Origin of the sequence: Algibacter sp., from assembly GCF_039977455.1 — a bacterium.
In the GTDB taxonomy this organism is placed as follows: domain Bacteria; phylum Bacteroidota; class Bacteroidia; order Flavobacteriales; family Flavobacteriaceae; genus Algibacter_B.
In genome coordinates, this window is sequence record NZ_JBDWDG010000022.1 from 650096 (window position 1) to 664544 (window position 14449).

General features: G+C 33.1%; 12 protein-coding genes and 1 tRNA gene. 6 read left to right on the forward strand and 7 right to left on the reverse strand.

Annotation, left to right across the window (positions count from 1 at the left end):
• Positions 1-15: 15 nt before the first annotated feature.
• Positions 16-3327, reverse strand: coding sequence for a DUF2723 domain-containing protein (locus ABJM36_RS11765; RefSeq protein ID WP_348451639.1), 3312 nt, complete (start codon positions 3325-3327; stop codon positions 16-18).
• 192 nt (positions 3328-3519) lie between these two features.
• Here ABJM36_RS11765 and ABJM36_RS11770 point away from each other — a divergent pair.
• Positions 3520-3592: transfer RNA gene (locus ABJM36_RS11770), tRNA-Gln, on the forward strand.
• 47 nt (positions 3593-3639) lie between these two features.
• Here the strand turns inward: ABJM36_RS11770 and ABJM36_RS11775 are convergent.
• The 6 genes from ABJM36_RS11775 to ABJM36_RS11800 form a co-directional block, all read right to left on the reverse strand.
• Complete coding sequence (locus ABJM36_RS11775; RefSeq protein WP_348451640.1) at positions 3640-4926, reverse strand: endonuclease/exonuclease/phosphatase family protein; 1287 nt, start codon at positions 4924-4926, stop codon at positions 3640-3642.
• Positions 4927-5078: 152 nt separating this feature from the next.
• A complete protein-coding gene (locus ABJM36_RS11780; RefSeq protein WP_348451641.1) occupies positions 5079-5705 on the reverse strand; it encodes a hypothetical protein in 627 nt (208 codons plus the stop codon).
• A 268-nt stretch (positions 5706-5973) separates the two neighbouring features.
• Positions 5974-7605 (reverse strand): ABC-F family ATP-binding cassette domain-containing protein, encoded by a 1632-nt coding sequence (locus tag ABJM36_RS11785; RefSeq protein WP_348451642.1) that lies wholly within the window; start codon positions 7603-7605, stop codon positions 5974-5976.
• A 237-nt stretch (positions 7606-7842) separates the two neighbouring features.
• Positions 7843-8433 carry a YceI family protein gene (locus ABJM36_RS11790; RefSeq protein ID WP_348451643.1) on the reverse strand — a complete coding sequence of 197 codons (591 nt, stop codon included), beginning with the start codon at positions 8431-8433 and terminating at the stop codon, positions 7843-7845.
• Between the two features lie 102 nt (positions 8434-8535).
• Complete coding sequence (locus ABJM36_RS11795) at positions 8536-9804, reverse strand: hypothetical protein (protein WP_348451644.1); 1269 nt, start codon at positions 9802-9804, stop codon at positions 8536-8538.
• A 27-nt stretch (positions 9805-9831) separates the two neighbouring features.
• Positions 9832-10416, reverse strand: coding sequence for a YceI family protein (locus ABJM36_RS11800; protein WP_348451645.1), 585 nt, complete (start codon positions 10414-10416; stop codon positions 9832-9834).
• Between the two features lie 277 nt (positions 10417-10693).
• Here ABJM36_RS11800 and rplM point away from each other — a divergent pair, with 277 nt between their 5' ends.
• The 5 genes from rplM to pyrH all read left to right on the forward strand — a co-directional run bounded on the left by rplM (position 10694) and on the right by pyrH (position 14426).
• On the forward strand, positions 10694-11149 hold the full coding sequence (rplM, locus tag ABJM36_RS11805; RefSeq protein WP_348451646.1) for a 50S ribosomal protein L13: 456 nt from the start codon (positions 10694-10696) through the stop codon (positions 11147-11149).
• 1 nt (position 11150) lies between these two features.
• Complete coding sequence (gene rpsI, locus ABJM36_RS11810; protein ID WP_348451647.1) at positions 11151-11537, forward strand: 30S ribosomal protein S9; 387 nt, start codon at positions 11151-11153, stop codon at positions 11535-11537.
• Between the two features lie 189 nt (positions 11538-11726).
• Positions 11727-12500 carry a 30S ribosomal protein S2 gene (gene rpsB / locus ABJM36_RS11815; protein ID WP_348451648.1) on the forward strand — a complete coding sequence of 258 codons (774 nt, stop codon included), beginning with the start codon at positions 11727-11729 and terminating at the stop codon, positions 12498-12500.
• Positions 12501-12586: 86 nt separating this feature from the next.
• Complete coding sequence (tsf, locus tag ABJM36_RS11820) at positions 12587-13561, forward strand: translation elongation factor Ts (RefSeq protein ID WP_348451649.1); 975 nt, start codon at positions 12587-12589, stop codon at positions 13559-13561.
• Between the two features lie 157 nt (positions 13562-13718).
• Complete coding sequence (pyrH, locus tag ABJM36_RS11825) at positions 13719-14426, forward strand: UMP kinase (protein WP_348451650.1); 708 nt, start codon at positions 13719-13721, stop codon at positions 14424-14426.
• The last annotated feature ends 23 nt before the right edge of the window (positions 14427-14449 follow it).

A 14449-nucleotide genomic window follows, 5' to 3' on the forward strand; every position in this document is an offset into this window, starting at 1 on the left:
CTTAAATAAGATTAATTAATTTAGGCTATCGCTTTCTACCGGTAAGCCACTATCTTCAGGAATATCAGCATCTGATCTAACAGGACTTTCCGGTGCTTCATCGCCATAAAAATGATTGAAAGCCCTTAGGTAATTGTTAAAAATATCACCTTCGGTTTTAGCAAATTCAACATCATATCTTATTAAAACATCAACCAAACCTTTATAACGTTGTATATCGGTATAAATCTCTTCAAATAAACGCTCTTGCTCAGCGACCTTCAAGCTACTGTAATACGCTAAGTTTTCCTGGTATTTATTAGCCACTTCCTTAAATAAACGTTGCGCTTTTTCCTTATTACCAACTTCGTAATACGCACCTATAAAAGGTTCTAAAAGCGTGTAATACCCAAAATATTGTACAGGCATGTTCTCCATAGCTATATCTGCTATTTCCTCAGCTTTATCTAACTTATTTTCATTGATTAACTGCTCTGCTAAGCGTGCTAAATTCCCTCTGTAAGTAATTGAATTTTTACGCGTTTCCACATCATGATAAATATCTGGACTTCCGCTATTACCCCAATCCCAGTTTTTAACCTTCTCATACATTAAATCGCTATCTACACGTCCCATATCAAAAGGGTTAGCTCTATCCACAGGTGTTTTAATAGGCACTAGCTTATAACACATACCGTCTAACTGCAAGTAGTCTTTCATCCAAATATAATCATCGTCGCCAAAACTACCACCAGTAAAGTAAATAGGACGTTTCCAATCGTTATTGGCAACAATATCCAGCATTAATAAACGGTTTTTATAAAGTGCACCACCAGAAACTTTTATATTAATTTCAGATACTATTTTATCGGCGTCTTCAGGTTTTACAATTCCCGATTTTAAAGCGTTTTCTTTATTTACAGGAACACGTAAATATGGTGTTGGCAAATAGGTTGCATTTGCATCTTGCTCTCTTACATTCGATAAATCGATACCACGTTGCTGCAACACATACTTGTATTTTGTTTTTGGGTTATCACTACCAACAAAATCTAAAAACTGCTTAACATTTAACGTGTCGTTAATAACTTGTTGAATTATAATATAGTCATTTGTACCGTACTTATATAAATCATGGGTTAATTGCGAAGGTATTGGGTCGCTCTCGTAAGCTTTACGCTTCATCTGGTTTATATACCAATCGGTTTGAAATAAACTAGTGTTAACCACACGTACATCGGTTCTGTAACCCTCAATTTCTTGAGCGTACCAAAGTGCAAACGTATCGTTATCCCCTATGGTGAATAGAATTCCATTTTCTGCACAAGAATCTAAATACATTTTTGCCATGGCTCTGGCTGTATATTTATCCGACCTATCATGGTCGTCCCAATTGTTTGCTGCTAATATTCCCGGAACTAGTATTAAACAAACTACCGTAATTATTGGAGCGGCAAGCTTTTTAGGAATATAAGTTTTAAGGGTATCATAAATAGCGAAAACCCCAAACCCTATCCATAGTGCGAACACATAAAACGAGCCAACTACCGAGTAGTCTCGCTCTCTTGGTTCAAACGGACGCACATTGGTATATACCTGTATAGCAATTCCTGTAAACAAGAAAAACACAAGCATAACCCAAAATATTTTTTTGTCTTTATTAAATAAAAAGAAGAAGCCAATAAGTCCTAAAATTAAAGGTAATAAGTAATATGTATTTCTAGCTTTATTATTTTTAACATCGCTAGGTAAATTGTCTTGAGACATTCCTAAATGCCATTCGTCAATAGGTTTTATACCAGAAATCCAGTTTCCATGATTATCATAACGCCCTTGAATATCATCTTGCCTTCCAGAAAAATTCCACATAAAATAACGCCAGTACATATACCCCAATTGATATTCAAAAAGGTAAGCGATATTACTAGCTAGCGATGGTTTTTCAATATCAATATAATCTTTAAATTGCTTTAAAAATGCATTATAATCTTCGTAATCAATACCTCCTTGAGCCACATCGTTTCTAAACTTTCCTACAGCGGCACGGAGTTCGTTTTCCATTCGGTATTCTGGCTTGAGTTCAAAATCTAAAAACCCAGAAAACATCATATAATTTTCGGCATGTTCTGTACTCCACATACGTGGTAAAATAGAGGCATGTTTGGAATTATAATTCTGCTTGGCATTTTTCCAATTATTAACAACAACGTATTTGCCCTTTTCTTCATCTTTCTCATATTTAGGTTTATCATCCACATAGGGATTGTTTTCATCTAAATAAGCGTATTGATCGGTAAATTGAGGTCCATAAAACAAGTGTGTTTCTGGATACTGCTCTAAATTATAATAGGCTAATAACTCTCTTGCACTAGATGGATTATTCTCGTTAATTACCACATTAGCATTGGCACGAATAGGTAGCATTAACCAGGTAGAAAACCCAATAATAACAAAGGTTAAACAAAGAACACCCGTGTTTAAGTGGACATAGTTTTTTTGACGGGTATATTTTAAAGCATAAAAAATAATAGCCACTAAAGCGATTCCCGCAATTATAGAACCCGAATTAAAGGGCAAACCAATGGTGTTTACAAAGAACACTTCCATGGCACTAAAAATTCTAAGAATGTTTGGTGCTAATAATTTAAATACAAATAGTAAAACCCCCACCGAAGCCACATTTGCAATTATAAAGTTTTGAATGGTTATGGTTTTATAATTTTTAAAGTAATAGATAAGTCCAATAGCTGGAATAGTTAATAATCCCATAAAGTGAACCCCAAAAGAAAGTCCAATTACAAAAGCAATTAAAATAAGCCAACGGTTACCACGAGGTGTATCCATGTCTTGCTCCCAACGTAAGCCTAACCAGAATAAAACCGACATAATTAACGTAGCCATAGCATAAACTTCGGTTTCAACAGCGTTAAACCAAAAGGAATCGGTAAAAGTAAAAGCTAAACTTCCTACTAAACCACTCCCTAAAATAGCCATAGATTTACCTTGAGACATGTCGTTTTTACCAGCAACTAAATGTTTAAGCAGTAAGGTAATGGTCCAAAACATAAATAAAATAGTAAAGGCGCTAGCAACAGCACTCATCATGTTTAACATAAAGCCAACTTGCGAAGGCTCTAAAGCAAACATTGAGAAAAACGCTCCCAGCATTTGGAATAAAGGAGCTCCAGGAGGGTGACCAACCTGTAATTTTGCCGAGGTTAATATATATTCACCTGCATCCCAAAAACTTACGGTAGGTTCAACGGTTAAACTGTAAGTTATAAGCGCTATTAAAAAAGAAAACCAACCTAAAATGGTATTCCATTTTTTATAGTTTGCATCTGCCATTTGTATGAATTTTTATTTGCTTTGGCGAATTTAACAATAAATATGAAATGAGCGCTAACTATTTAGTTTGTCTTAACATATATGCCGGATACCCAAAGGTTTTGAAATAAAACGTAAAATTTTGATAAAATTTTTTAAAAAAAACTTGTGCAAAGTTTTTTTTATACTAAATTTGCACCCTCATTACACGAATGGCCTATGGTGTAACTGGCAACACGTTGGTTTTTGGTACCAAAGAGTCTAGGTTCGAGCCCTAGTAGGCCAACATTAATTTAAAAATCCTTACCGTAAAAAGTAAGGATTTTTTTTGCTTTAAAAGGAATTATCTAAATACTCGTCGCTTTTATCAATATTAATTTCTGCCCATAACGGCAAATGGTCGCTTACTTGAAAGGTATTCCATGGGGAGTTTAAATAAAAATCGGTAAGCTCTTCAGTCTTTAAAGCAACTAAGTTTTTGGTATAGTTATGCGTTTCATTAGCCTTTTTTAGTTGACGTTCTAAGGTTTTACGTCGTGTTTTAGAGAGGGTATCTAAGGCTAATTCGGCTTCAATACCTTCAATTTTAATAGCTAATTCTTCTATATCTTCTTTAAACGAGGCTTTATTACGTGTTATATAATTTACAATATCAGTTTTAAACAACGGAAATTGCGCTTCGGTATAGATGTAATTAAAGAAATTAAATATCCTATCTGTATTGTTATGATCTTTTCCTGTTGATCGGTTTGAATCCTTCCAATCAAAATCTAAATTAGACGTTTTGTAATATGATATCTGATCATAAAATTTTGTACGGTCCTTGTTTGAGCCTTTTCTATTTTTTATAGTCTCAAAACCATACTTTGCAAGCGCATCGTAAGTTACATTGTTTTCATTTACAATATTAAAATCGCCAACTATAAAATAGTTGTAAGGATTAAACCAATTTGTACTAGGATCCTTTTTACCCCCTTCCTTTTCGGCATTTTCACTAATTAACTTTGCTACTTTATCAATTTCCTCAACACGCCTTTTAAAATGATTTGATTCTTCGCTGTCTTTACCATAATAAATATGTACCGTAGTCACTTTAAACTTAAACCAACCAGCCTGAAAAGAACATTTAAAAGGCGTTCTAGCAAATTGCCGTTCAATTACGCCATCATTATTTCTTATTAACATATTTTGTGGCAACACCAGTTCGCCTGCTACACCATTAAATTTTACGGTTCGTTTATCATAAATAAACCCCAACCTTTCGTTGTTGCCACCACTTTTCCAAGCAGCTACATCGGTAAGAATATATTCATACTCATCACCAAGCATTCTCATAACTTTCTGTAATGGCACCAGATCATCGTTAATTTCTTGAATTGCCAAAACATCAAATCTTGAAATAATTTCGGCTATATAAACAAAATCATCTTCCTTTCTTGGTCCAAATTTTTTACTATTACTGTCAAATTCCCTAATATTCCAAGAGCCAAAAATTAAAGTTTCATTTAATCGCCGTTCAGGTATTTTAGTATCTAATCCACGGCGCAATTCTTTTAAAAGTGAAACACAACGCGGAATATATTCCTTTTTTTTAAAATATTTAATTCTATAATATTCCATATTAATTGTTTTAAATTAGAAAACAACCAATCAATTTTAAGGGAGAAACTAGGCTTATAAAGATAAGCTTTTTGCACGAAATTAAATAACACTTTCCGCTATTGTAATGCTTAAAAGAATTGCTTTTTAAAGATAAAAACTATATTAATTTTTTAAATATCCTTTACCTTAACTAAATCTTTATCTTCAATAAACAATTTAGAAGTATTTGGAGCTTCGGTTTCATAAATAACCTCTTCGCTGTCATCGCTATACACAGCAGAAAGTACAAGCGTATTTCTTCTTCCTGTATAAGTGGTAATATCGAAAATATTCTTTTTTATTAAGTCATTTTTTCTAGCCTCACTAAACACGTTATACCTAGTTGTACTAGTACCGTTTACAGAAGCCACAACACGGTAAAACTTAATAATTTTTTCTTCAGATTTTTCAACCGTTTCGCTAGATTGAACACTTTTTATTAAACCATTGTTTTTTACATCTAATTTTAATACTATTACATCTCCATTAGTATATACCATTGCAGTGTATAATCCTGCTACTACGTTATTTAAATCTACTGAAATGGCATTAGAATGGTTTTCGAATGTTGTGCGTTCGTAGGTCGATTTATTATACAAGAACACCCTAGTAATAAGATTCTTTGGATGCGAAATATGCAATTGATTTTCAATTATAGTTTGCTCCAAATTAATATCAGCACCAATATTAGGGTATAATTTACTTTGCGCTTTTATGCTAAACGTACATATGACAAGTATAATTAACACCTTTTTCATGACATAAAATTTACGGTAAAGTTCTTTTTTAACGTTTAGGCTTTTAGTGAGAATGCCTTAGGTTAGTGCCTCCCTAAAACCGTTTTAATAATTAGAACTGGACTAGGATTCATAACAATTACAAAAACAGTCTATATTGAATGTGTTTATTTGTAATAATAATAATAATAATGCCTCAAATATAATTATTACCCCTATTAAAAGAAAACTCCTAGAAAGATTAAAAAAAGTTTTTAGATAAAACAGCTACAATTTAAGATTAAATGACTTACAAATCCATAGCTTTTATGCTTTCTATCCTATTTCGCTCTAAAAAAGCATCAATAGTTTCGAAATGCTCAATAACACGTTGATCTTTAAATTCAAATACTTTATTTGATAAGCCTTGTAAAAAATCCCTATCATGAGATACCAATACTAAAGTCCCATCAAAATCTATTAAGGCCTCTTTTAATACGTCCTTAGATTTTAAATCTAAATGGTTAGTAGGCTCATCTAAAATAAGTAAGTTAACTGGCTCTAATAATAATTTCACCATAGCCAACCTCGTTTTTTCTCCACCAGAAAGTACACCTACTTTTTTATCAATAGCGTCGCCTTTAAACATAAAGCGACCTAAAATATTTTTTAATTGTTTTCTAACATCGCCTTGCGCAATTTCATCAACTGTTTGAAAAATGGTTAAACTTTCATCCAATAATGCGGCTTGGTTTTGCGCAAAATACCCCACCTTAACATTATGCCCTAACGCACATTCGCCTTCTACTTCTATTTCGTTTAAAATAGCTTTAATCATTGTCGATTTACCCTCACCATTTCTTCCAACAAAACAAACTTTTTCGCCTCTAGAAATAGACATGCTTGCATTTTTAAAAACGACATGATCATCATAGGACTTAGATATTTCCTTTACAATAATTGGATAATCGCCAGAACGCTGCGTTTTAGGGAATCGTAATTTTAAAGCCGAAGTATCTATATCATCAATTTCAATAATCTCTAATTTTTCCAGCATACGCTCTCGCGAATTTACTTGGTTGGTTTTAGAAAATGTTCCTTTAAAACGATCTATAAAGGCTTGATTGTCGGCAATAAACTTTTTCTGCTCTTCGAAAGCTTTAATTTGATGTGCACGACGCTCTTCACGTAATTGTAAGTAATGCGAATAGTTAGCCTTATAATCGTAGATCTTACCCATAGTTACCTCAATAGTTCTATTAGTAATATTATCAATAAATGCTCTATCATGAGAAATAACCACAACAGCATTAGCTTTATTAAGTAAAAAATCTTCTAACCAAATAACCGATTCTATATCTATATGGTTTGTTGGCTCATCCAATAATATAAGATCTGGTTTTTGAAGCAAAATTTTAACCAACTCAATTCGCATACGCCAACCACCACTAAACTCGTTAGTTTGCCTAGTAAAATCTTCTTGTTTAAAACCTAAACCTTTTAAAGCCTTTTCTACTTCGGCATCGTAATTAACATCTTCAAGCGCATAATACTTTTCACCTAAATCTGAAACACGCTCAATAATCTTCATGTATTCATCCGATTCGTAATCGGTTCTCGTTTCCAACTGCTTATTTAAGTCTTCCATTGCGTCACGTAAGGTAAATACATGACTAAAAGCTTTTGAGGCCTCATCGAAAACAGTGGTATTATCTTCAGTTAATAAATGCTGCGGCAAATAAGCAATTACAGCATCTTTTGGACACCTGACATTGCCACGGGTTGCGCTTTGCACACCAGCAATAATTTTCATCATGGTAGATTTTCCAGCACCATTTTTACCCATTAAGGCAATTTTATCGTTTTCATTAATAGTAAACGATACATCACTAAATAGGGTGTGCCCACTAAACTCGACTGCTAAATTATCAACTGAAATCATATTGTAAATTTTAAAGCTGCGAAATTAGTAAAAAAATGAGGTTAGTAATTACATAATATGTTTTTAGGATTACAAAATTTTAAATGAGCCATAATTTATTTTGTTGAACACATTAAAAATCTGAGTTTCTTGTTTAAAAAAAACCACCTTTAGTCTAAGACCAAAAGTGGTTTTTATTTTAATGCTTTTAAAGTAATAGTCGAAAATTAGATTTAAACCTTTTAGGTTTGTACAACATTAATGAACCTTAGAATACTCCTGAGCCTTTAAGTAAAAAGAAATATCAATAGTATCTTTTACAACAATTAGACCTAATGCTTTTTTGGGAGGATGTAAATTAAAATCTCGAATATTTAAACTCAAAACACCTTCTATAATTAAGGCATCTTCCCCATCTAGTTTTACAGGTACAGAATACGGTTTTGTTATACCAGCAATTTCTAAATTGATTTGAGCATTTACTAGGCTTTTATTTTTAGGATCTATACTAATTTCTTGTAATGTGATAAAAATTTGCGGGTATGTTTTCGATTGTAAAATCTTTTTAAAATCTGTATTTATTCCTGGCCCTCCACAATCAAAAGCACTCGATTCTAAGACTAGAATCGTATTTTTAAAAATAAGTTTGTTGTTATATACCTTAAAATTTACCGGTATTGGCTCTTTTAAATTTAAGACATTATATTGGCAGTCGAAACTATTAACATTAGTTTTTCCTTTAATAACAATTTTGCTACTAGGCGCAATTATTACAGAAGTAGTTTCCGTTTTGCTGCTAGTAAAAGCCATTGTTACAAAAATGAAAATATAAAATAGCATCTTTTTCATGCCGTACTTTTATTTATTAATTAAAAAACCAAGTCTAAAAGTATGATAATCTTCATTAACACATACTCTAGACTTAGTTTATCTCATTTACAAATATGCTGTTTAGAAACTAATTACGGCTTCTAAAGTAAGGCCATTAAATTTACCATCTTCTAAAAGATTTGCAGTAGGAAAATCGTTATATTCCTGAACCACATATTCTGCTTTCATTAAGATATTTTGAGTTAAAAACCAGCCAGCCCCTAATTGGAATCTGTTTATAGAAACATCGTCACCACTAGCTAATTCTGAATTTACAGTATTATATCGAGCTCCAAAATACAGGTTTTCGTTGTTTCCAAATCTATAAATTACTTCACCAGCAAATTGTTCAGATTTTCTTCTATCTACTTCAGTAAGACTTCTTCCAGATGTTAACTCTATAGTTCCGAATACTTCTAAACCTTGATATTTTAAAAATGGATTAACCATAAAAGCAGTTATTTTATTTTTATAAGCCGGATCAAAACGTCCAGCCCTAAAGTTATCGCTTGTCGCCGTTGCGTCTTGCATAATGCTATAATATCTTGCTCCTGCACGGTCTGCAGAGTATAAATAAACATTAGGAGCATAGCCCGTATTGTAAACAGATCCTGTTAATCTAAATCTAAGGTCGTCGTTTATTTGCTTATCATAACCCAATTTAGCTAAAAAAGCTGCTCCTCCAGTAGACCCATTAGACTCCTCGACACTTTGGTTTAATTTTCCATTAGTAAAACCAACCATTCCTATAAATCCGTTATCTGCTTTGTAGTATACTTCAGCACCAACTTCTGTTGTAAAAGAATCCATAATTAGGTTACCAATAAATGGGTTATGCATGGCCTGTGCATTATCACTTCTTCTAAAATGCGCATCACCATAGTTGTTTTCCATGTGTCCTATTTTAATCGTCACTTTTTTCATCAAGTCCTCCATAAACCCTTTTTTCACAAAGTCTAGTTTATCAATTTGAAAATACCCACCTTTTACATATGGTTCATGGTGATGTCTTGAAGACAAGTATGTTCTTAAATGCATTCTCACACCATCATAAAGAACAACATCTAAATCTAAATTTGCCGTAGCTAAGTTAAAGTTACTTCCAACCTCTGCCAGTGGTGTAGCACCGGAATTTTCATTATCCAAGGCTTGAAATTGAAGTGTTGAAGCCCCTCCAATTCTAACATTAACACCATTAAAATTTGATACGGTGTCTTTAGGAGATTCGAATACATTTACTCCTCTATGGTCTGGTTGCTTAAAGTTGTTTAAGTCTCTACTTTGTCCGTAAAAATTAAATCCTATTAATAGGACCACTAATACGATTGACTTTTTTAAAATTGATTTCATAATAGTTTTTATTAAAATTTGGTTTATTTATTTGAATTGTGTTGAAAATTTTATGGTAAGCGAATCACCTGTCGTGATTGTACCAAAAAGGGCTTTGGGAGGATCGACATTAAAATCTGTCATTTTAATAACCTTTTCTCCAGTCAAGGTTACGCTACTAGCAACAATGTTAATTTTAAAATTTAAAGGAATTCGTTTTGTAACACCCGAAATAGTTAAATCGCCCAAAGCGCTTACGTCAAAAACACCAGGTGATTTTTTGGTTAGACTTTTAATTTCGACCATTTGAAATGAAATTATCTTATGATCATTTGTGTTTAAAGCCTTATAGGTGTTTTTATCCATCGCTTTTTTACCACTCTTTAAACCTTCTGCTTCAATTTCCAAAGCCATGGTTTCAATGTGACAAGCTTCTAAATCTTTAAATTTTATTGAACCTTTTTGATTTTCAGCTTCTACATGCCAATCATGAATATTCGAAGTTCCTAAAACCGTTAATTCAGATTCACTATTTACTAAACTTAGTTGTTGTGCTTGTACAAAAGCCGATACGAATACAAAAAATACTATTAAACTTAAAACCGTTTTCTCTCGTGTCTTTAGTATGCTCATTGTAAGATTTTTTTTGATTTACGGGGCAAATATCATAACAAACAACAATCTAAAACATGACAAATATCACATCGTCTAACATAAAATCATTAACCCTTAGCTATCAGTCGCATACACTTAAAAAACTAAATAAAAAAAATAAAAAAAAGAATCTGTACGGTTGTAGATAACTTGTATTAAAAATAAGTTACTCCACTATTTGGTTATCAAATATTTAATCGTAAATTTGCAAACTCTTTTTGAAAGAGGAATGTTTAATAATTAAAAAATCAATAGTGTGGACACATTAAGCTACAAAACGATTTCAGCAAACAAAGCTACTGTTACTAAGGAGTGGGTTTTAGTTGATGCTGAAGGTCAAGCGCTTGGTCGTTTAGCTTCTAAAGTTGCAAAACTAATTAGAGGAAAACACAAGCCAAATTTCACACCTCATGTTGATTGTGGAGATAACGTAATTGTTATCAATGCAGACAAAATCACATTATCTGGAAACAAATGGACTGACAAGTCATACATTCGTCACACCGGATACCCAGGAGGTCAAAAAAGTTTAACTGCTACAGAATTGTACGGAAAAGATCCTGCAAGAGTAGTAGAAAAAGCGGTTAAAGGAATGCTACCTAAAAACAAATTAGGAGCTGCTTTATTTCGCAATTTAACAGTTGTTGTTGGAACAGAGCATGCTCATGCAGCTCAAAAGCCAAAAACAATAAATCTAGAAGAATTTAAATAACATGGAAGTAATTCACAAAATTGGCCGTAGAAAAACGGCTGTTGCGCGCGCTTATGTTTCTCCAGGAAAAGGAAACATTACAATCAATAAAAAAGACTTAGCTAATTATTTTACTACCGCTACCTTACAGTACAAAGTAAAACAACCTTTAGTTTTGACTAACAATGACGCCAACTTTGATATTACAGTAAATGTATATGGAGGTGGTATTACTGGACAAGCTGAAGCTGTTCGTTTAGCAATTTCTCGTGCAATGTGCGAAGTTGATGCTGAAAACAGGTTAACACTTAAGCCAGAAGGTTTATTAACAAGAGATCCAAGAATGGTTGAACGTAAGAAATTCGGTCAGAAGAAAGCTCGTAAGAAGTTTCAATTCTCAAAACGTTAATATCCTGGACTTGGTTCAGGATCTGTATTACAGATTTCTTTATCATTTTCAAATCATAAAAATAAATTAAAACAGTTATTGTTTTCCGTGTCTGAAAAGGCAGGATTTAGTTTAGCATCTAAATGATTAAGGCGAATTATAAATGACCACTTAATCATTGCTATTCAACAGAACGTAAACTATTACAAAATGGCAGTAGAAGTAAAAGAATTACTTGAAGCAGGTGTACACTTTGGACACCTTACACGTAAGTGGGACCCTAATATGGCTCCTTACGTATATATGGAGCGTAACGGTATCCATATTATAAACCTTTACAAAACAGCGGCTAAAATTGAAGAAGCTGGAGCAGCACTTGCTAAAATTGCAGCTTCTGGACGTAAAATTTTATTCGTTGCAACAAAAAAACAAGCAAAAGATATTGTTGCTGAAAAAGCTGGCGAAATTAACATGCCTTACATCACCGAAAGATGGCCAGGTGGAATGTTAACTAACTTTGTTACTATTAGAAAAGCGGTTAAAAAAATGGCTTCTATTGATAGAATGAAGAAAGACGGTACGTTCATGACATTATCTAAAAAAGAGCGTTTACAAGTTGATCGTTTAAGAGCTAAGTTAGAGAAAAACTTAGGTTCTATTACAGATATGACACGTTTACCAGGTGCTTTATTTGTTGTAGATATTAAGCGTGAGCATATCGCGATTAAAGAAGCTCAAAAATTAAACATTCCTATTTTTGCAATGGTTGATACTAACTCTGACCCACGTCAAGTTGATTATGTAATACCTGCAAATGATGATGCTTCTAAATCGATTGATAAAATCTTAACGCATGTAGCAGCTGCAGTATCTGGTGGCCTAGCTGAACGTAAAGCTGAAAAAGACGCTTCGGCATCAGCCAAAGACGCTCCTAAAGCTAAAGAAGCTCCAGCTAAAAAAGCAGTAGCTGAAGAAGAAGAATAAATAACATTAATACAACATAATTAAGTCGTTTAATTCTTTTCTTTATTGAAAATTATATTGAACGACTTTTTTAAATTATAACTACTATGAGTACTACAGTAAAAGTTACAGCCCAAGAGGTTAACAAATTAAGACAAGCAACTGGTGCAGGAATGATGGACTGCAAAAAAGCTTTAGTAGAAGCTGAAGGTGATTTTGATAAAGCAATTGAAGTGCTTCGTAAAAAAGGGCAAAAAGTAGCTGAAAAAAGAGCCGATAGAGATTCATCTGAAGGTGCAGCTGTTTCTAAAATCAATGCAGACCAAACTGAAGGTGTTGCCATTGTTTTAGGATGTGAAACTGATTTTGTTGGTAAAAACGAAAACTTTTTAGCATTAGCAAACCAATTAGCTGATATTGCTTTAAATACAAGTTCGAAAGATGAGTTTTTAGCTACTGATTTTGGAGGTATGACTGTTGCAGAAAAACTAGTTGAACAAACTGGTGTTGTTGGTGAAAAATTAGAAATCAATGCTTTTGAGAAATTAGAAGCTGCTTATGTTGGTACTTACGTTCACATTAACAAAATTGCTGCCTTAGTTGGATTATCTGCTAAAGTTGAAAATGCTGATGTTTTAGTTAAAGATGTAGCAATGCAAGTTGCTTCAATGGGAGCAACGTCATTATCTTATAAAGATTTTGATCCTGCATTCGTAGCGTCTGAAACTGAAGCTAGAATTGCAGTAATTGAAAAAGATAATATTGAATTAGGACGTTTAGGTAAAACACTTAAAAACGTACCTAAATATATTTCTATGGCTCAATTAACTCCTGAAGTTATTGCCGAAGCTGAAGAAGCTGCAAAAGCAGAATTAAAAGCTGAAGGTAAACCAGAACAAATCTGGGATAGAATTTTACCAGGAAAAATGGAACGTTTTATTTCTGATAACACAACTTTAGATCAAGAACAATGTTTACTAGATCAAAAGTTTATCAAAGATGAAAAGAAAACTGTTGCCGACTATGTGTCTTCTTACGGAGAAGTTGAAATCTCAGGTTTCAAACGTGCTTCAGTAGGATAAACTATTCCGCGAAAGCGCAATATCATAAAACCCAAAACCACTATTCTTTAATAAGAGTAGTGGTTTTTTTATTCCAAAAAACGGGTTTTATATAAATTCAAAAAATAAAAAAATTGTGTAGCTTTGCCAAAGTTCTAAATCGAAATATAAATAACCGATGAAATACAACAGAATACTTCTAAAATTATCCGGCGAAGCTTTAATGGGAGAGCGCCAATACGGCATAGACCCAGATCGTTTAGCTGAATATGCTCAAGATATTAAAACCATTACCGATAAAGGCGTAGAAGTTGCTATAGTTATTGGTGGCGGTAATATTTTTAGAGGAGTTGCTGGAGCAAGTAAAGGTATGGATCGTGTACAAGGTGACCACATGGGTATGCTAGCTACCGTTATCAATGGTTTAGCACTACAAGGTGCTTTGGAGGATGCCGATATCCCTACACGATTACAAACTGCTATTAAAATTAACGAAGTTGCAGAACCATTTATTAGAAGAAAAGCCATGCGTCACCTGGAAAAAGGTCGTGTAGTTATTTTTGGAGGTGGAACTGGAAATCCTTATTTTACTACGGATTCTGCAGCCGTATTACGAGCTATAGAAATTGAAGCTGATGTTATTTTAAAAGGTACACGTGTTGATGGCATTTATAACGCCGATCCGGAAAAGGATACAACGGCTGTAAAATTTAATTCTATTTCTTTTGATGATGTATTAAGAAAAGGGTTAAAAGTTATGGATACCACAGCATTTACGCTAAGTCAAGAAAACAAATTACCTATTATTGTTTTTGATATGAATAAAAAAGGAAATTTACTAAAAGTAATTTCTGGAGAAAATATAGGAACAGTTGTAAACGTATAGTATTTGGCGTAATTTTTGAACCA

Excerpts from the sequence above, each read along its gene's own strand:
- ABJM36_RS11765 (WP_348451639.1), bottom strand. The coding sequence starts at position 3,327 with ATGGCAGATGCAAACTATAAAAAATGGAATACCATTTTAGGTTGGTTT.
- ABJM36_RS11775 (WP_348451640.1), bottom strand. The coding sequence starts at position 4,926 with ATGGAATATTATAGAATTAAATATTTTAAAAAAAAGGAATATATTCCG.
- ABJM36_RS11780 (WP_348451641.1), bottom strand. The coding sequence starts at position 5,705 with ATGAAAAAGGTGTTAATTATACTTGTCATATGTACGTTTAGCATAAAA.
- ABJM36_RS11785 (WP_348451642.1), bottom strand. The coding sequence starts at position 7,605 with ATGATTTCAGTTGATAATTTAGCAGTCGAGTTTAGTGGGCACACCCTA.
- ABJM36_RS11790 (WP_348451643.1), bottom strand. The coding sequence starts at position 8,433 with ATGAAAAAGATGCTATTTTATATTTTCATTTTTGTAACAATGGCTTTT.
- ABJM36_RS11795 (WP_348451644.1), bottom strand. The coding sequence starts at position 9,804 with ATGAAATCAATTTTAAAAAAGTCAATCGTATTAGTGGTCCTATTAATA.
- ABJM36_RS11800 (WP_348451645.1), bottom strand. The coding sequence starts at position 10,416 with ATGAGCATACTAAAGACACGAGAGAAAACGGTTTTAAGTTTAATAGTA.
- rpsI (WP_348451647.1), top strand. The coding sequence starts at position 11,151 with ATGGAAGTAATTCACAAAATTGGCCGTAGAAAAACGGCTGTTGCGCGC.
- rpsB (WP_348451648.1), top strand. The coding sequence starts at position 11,727 with ATGGCAGTAGAAGTAAAAGAATTACTTGAAGCAGGTGTACACTTTGGA.
- tsf (WP_348451649.1), top strand. The coding sequence starts at position 12,587 with ATGAGTACTACAGTAAAAGTTACAGCCCAAGAGGTTAACAAATTAAGA.
- pyrH (WP_348451650.1), top strand. The coding sequence starts at position 13,719 with ATGAAATACAACAGAATACTTCTAAAATTATCCGGCGAAGCTTTAATG.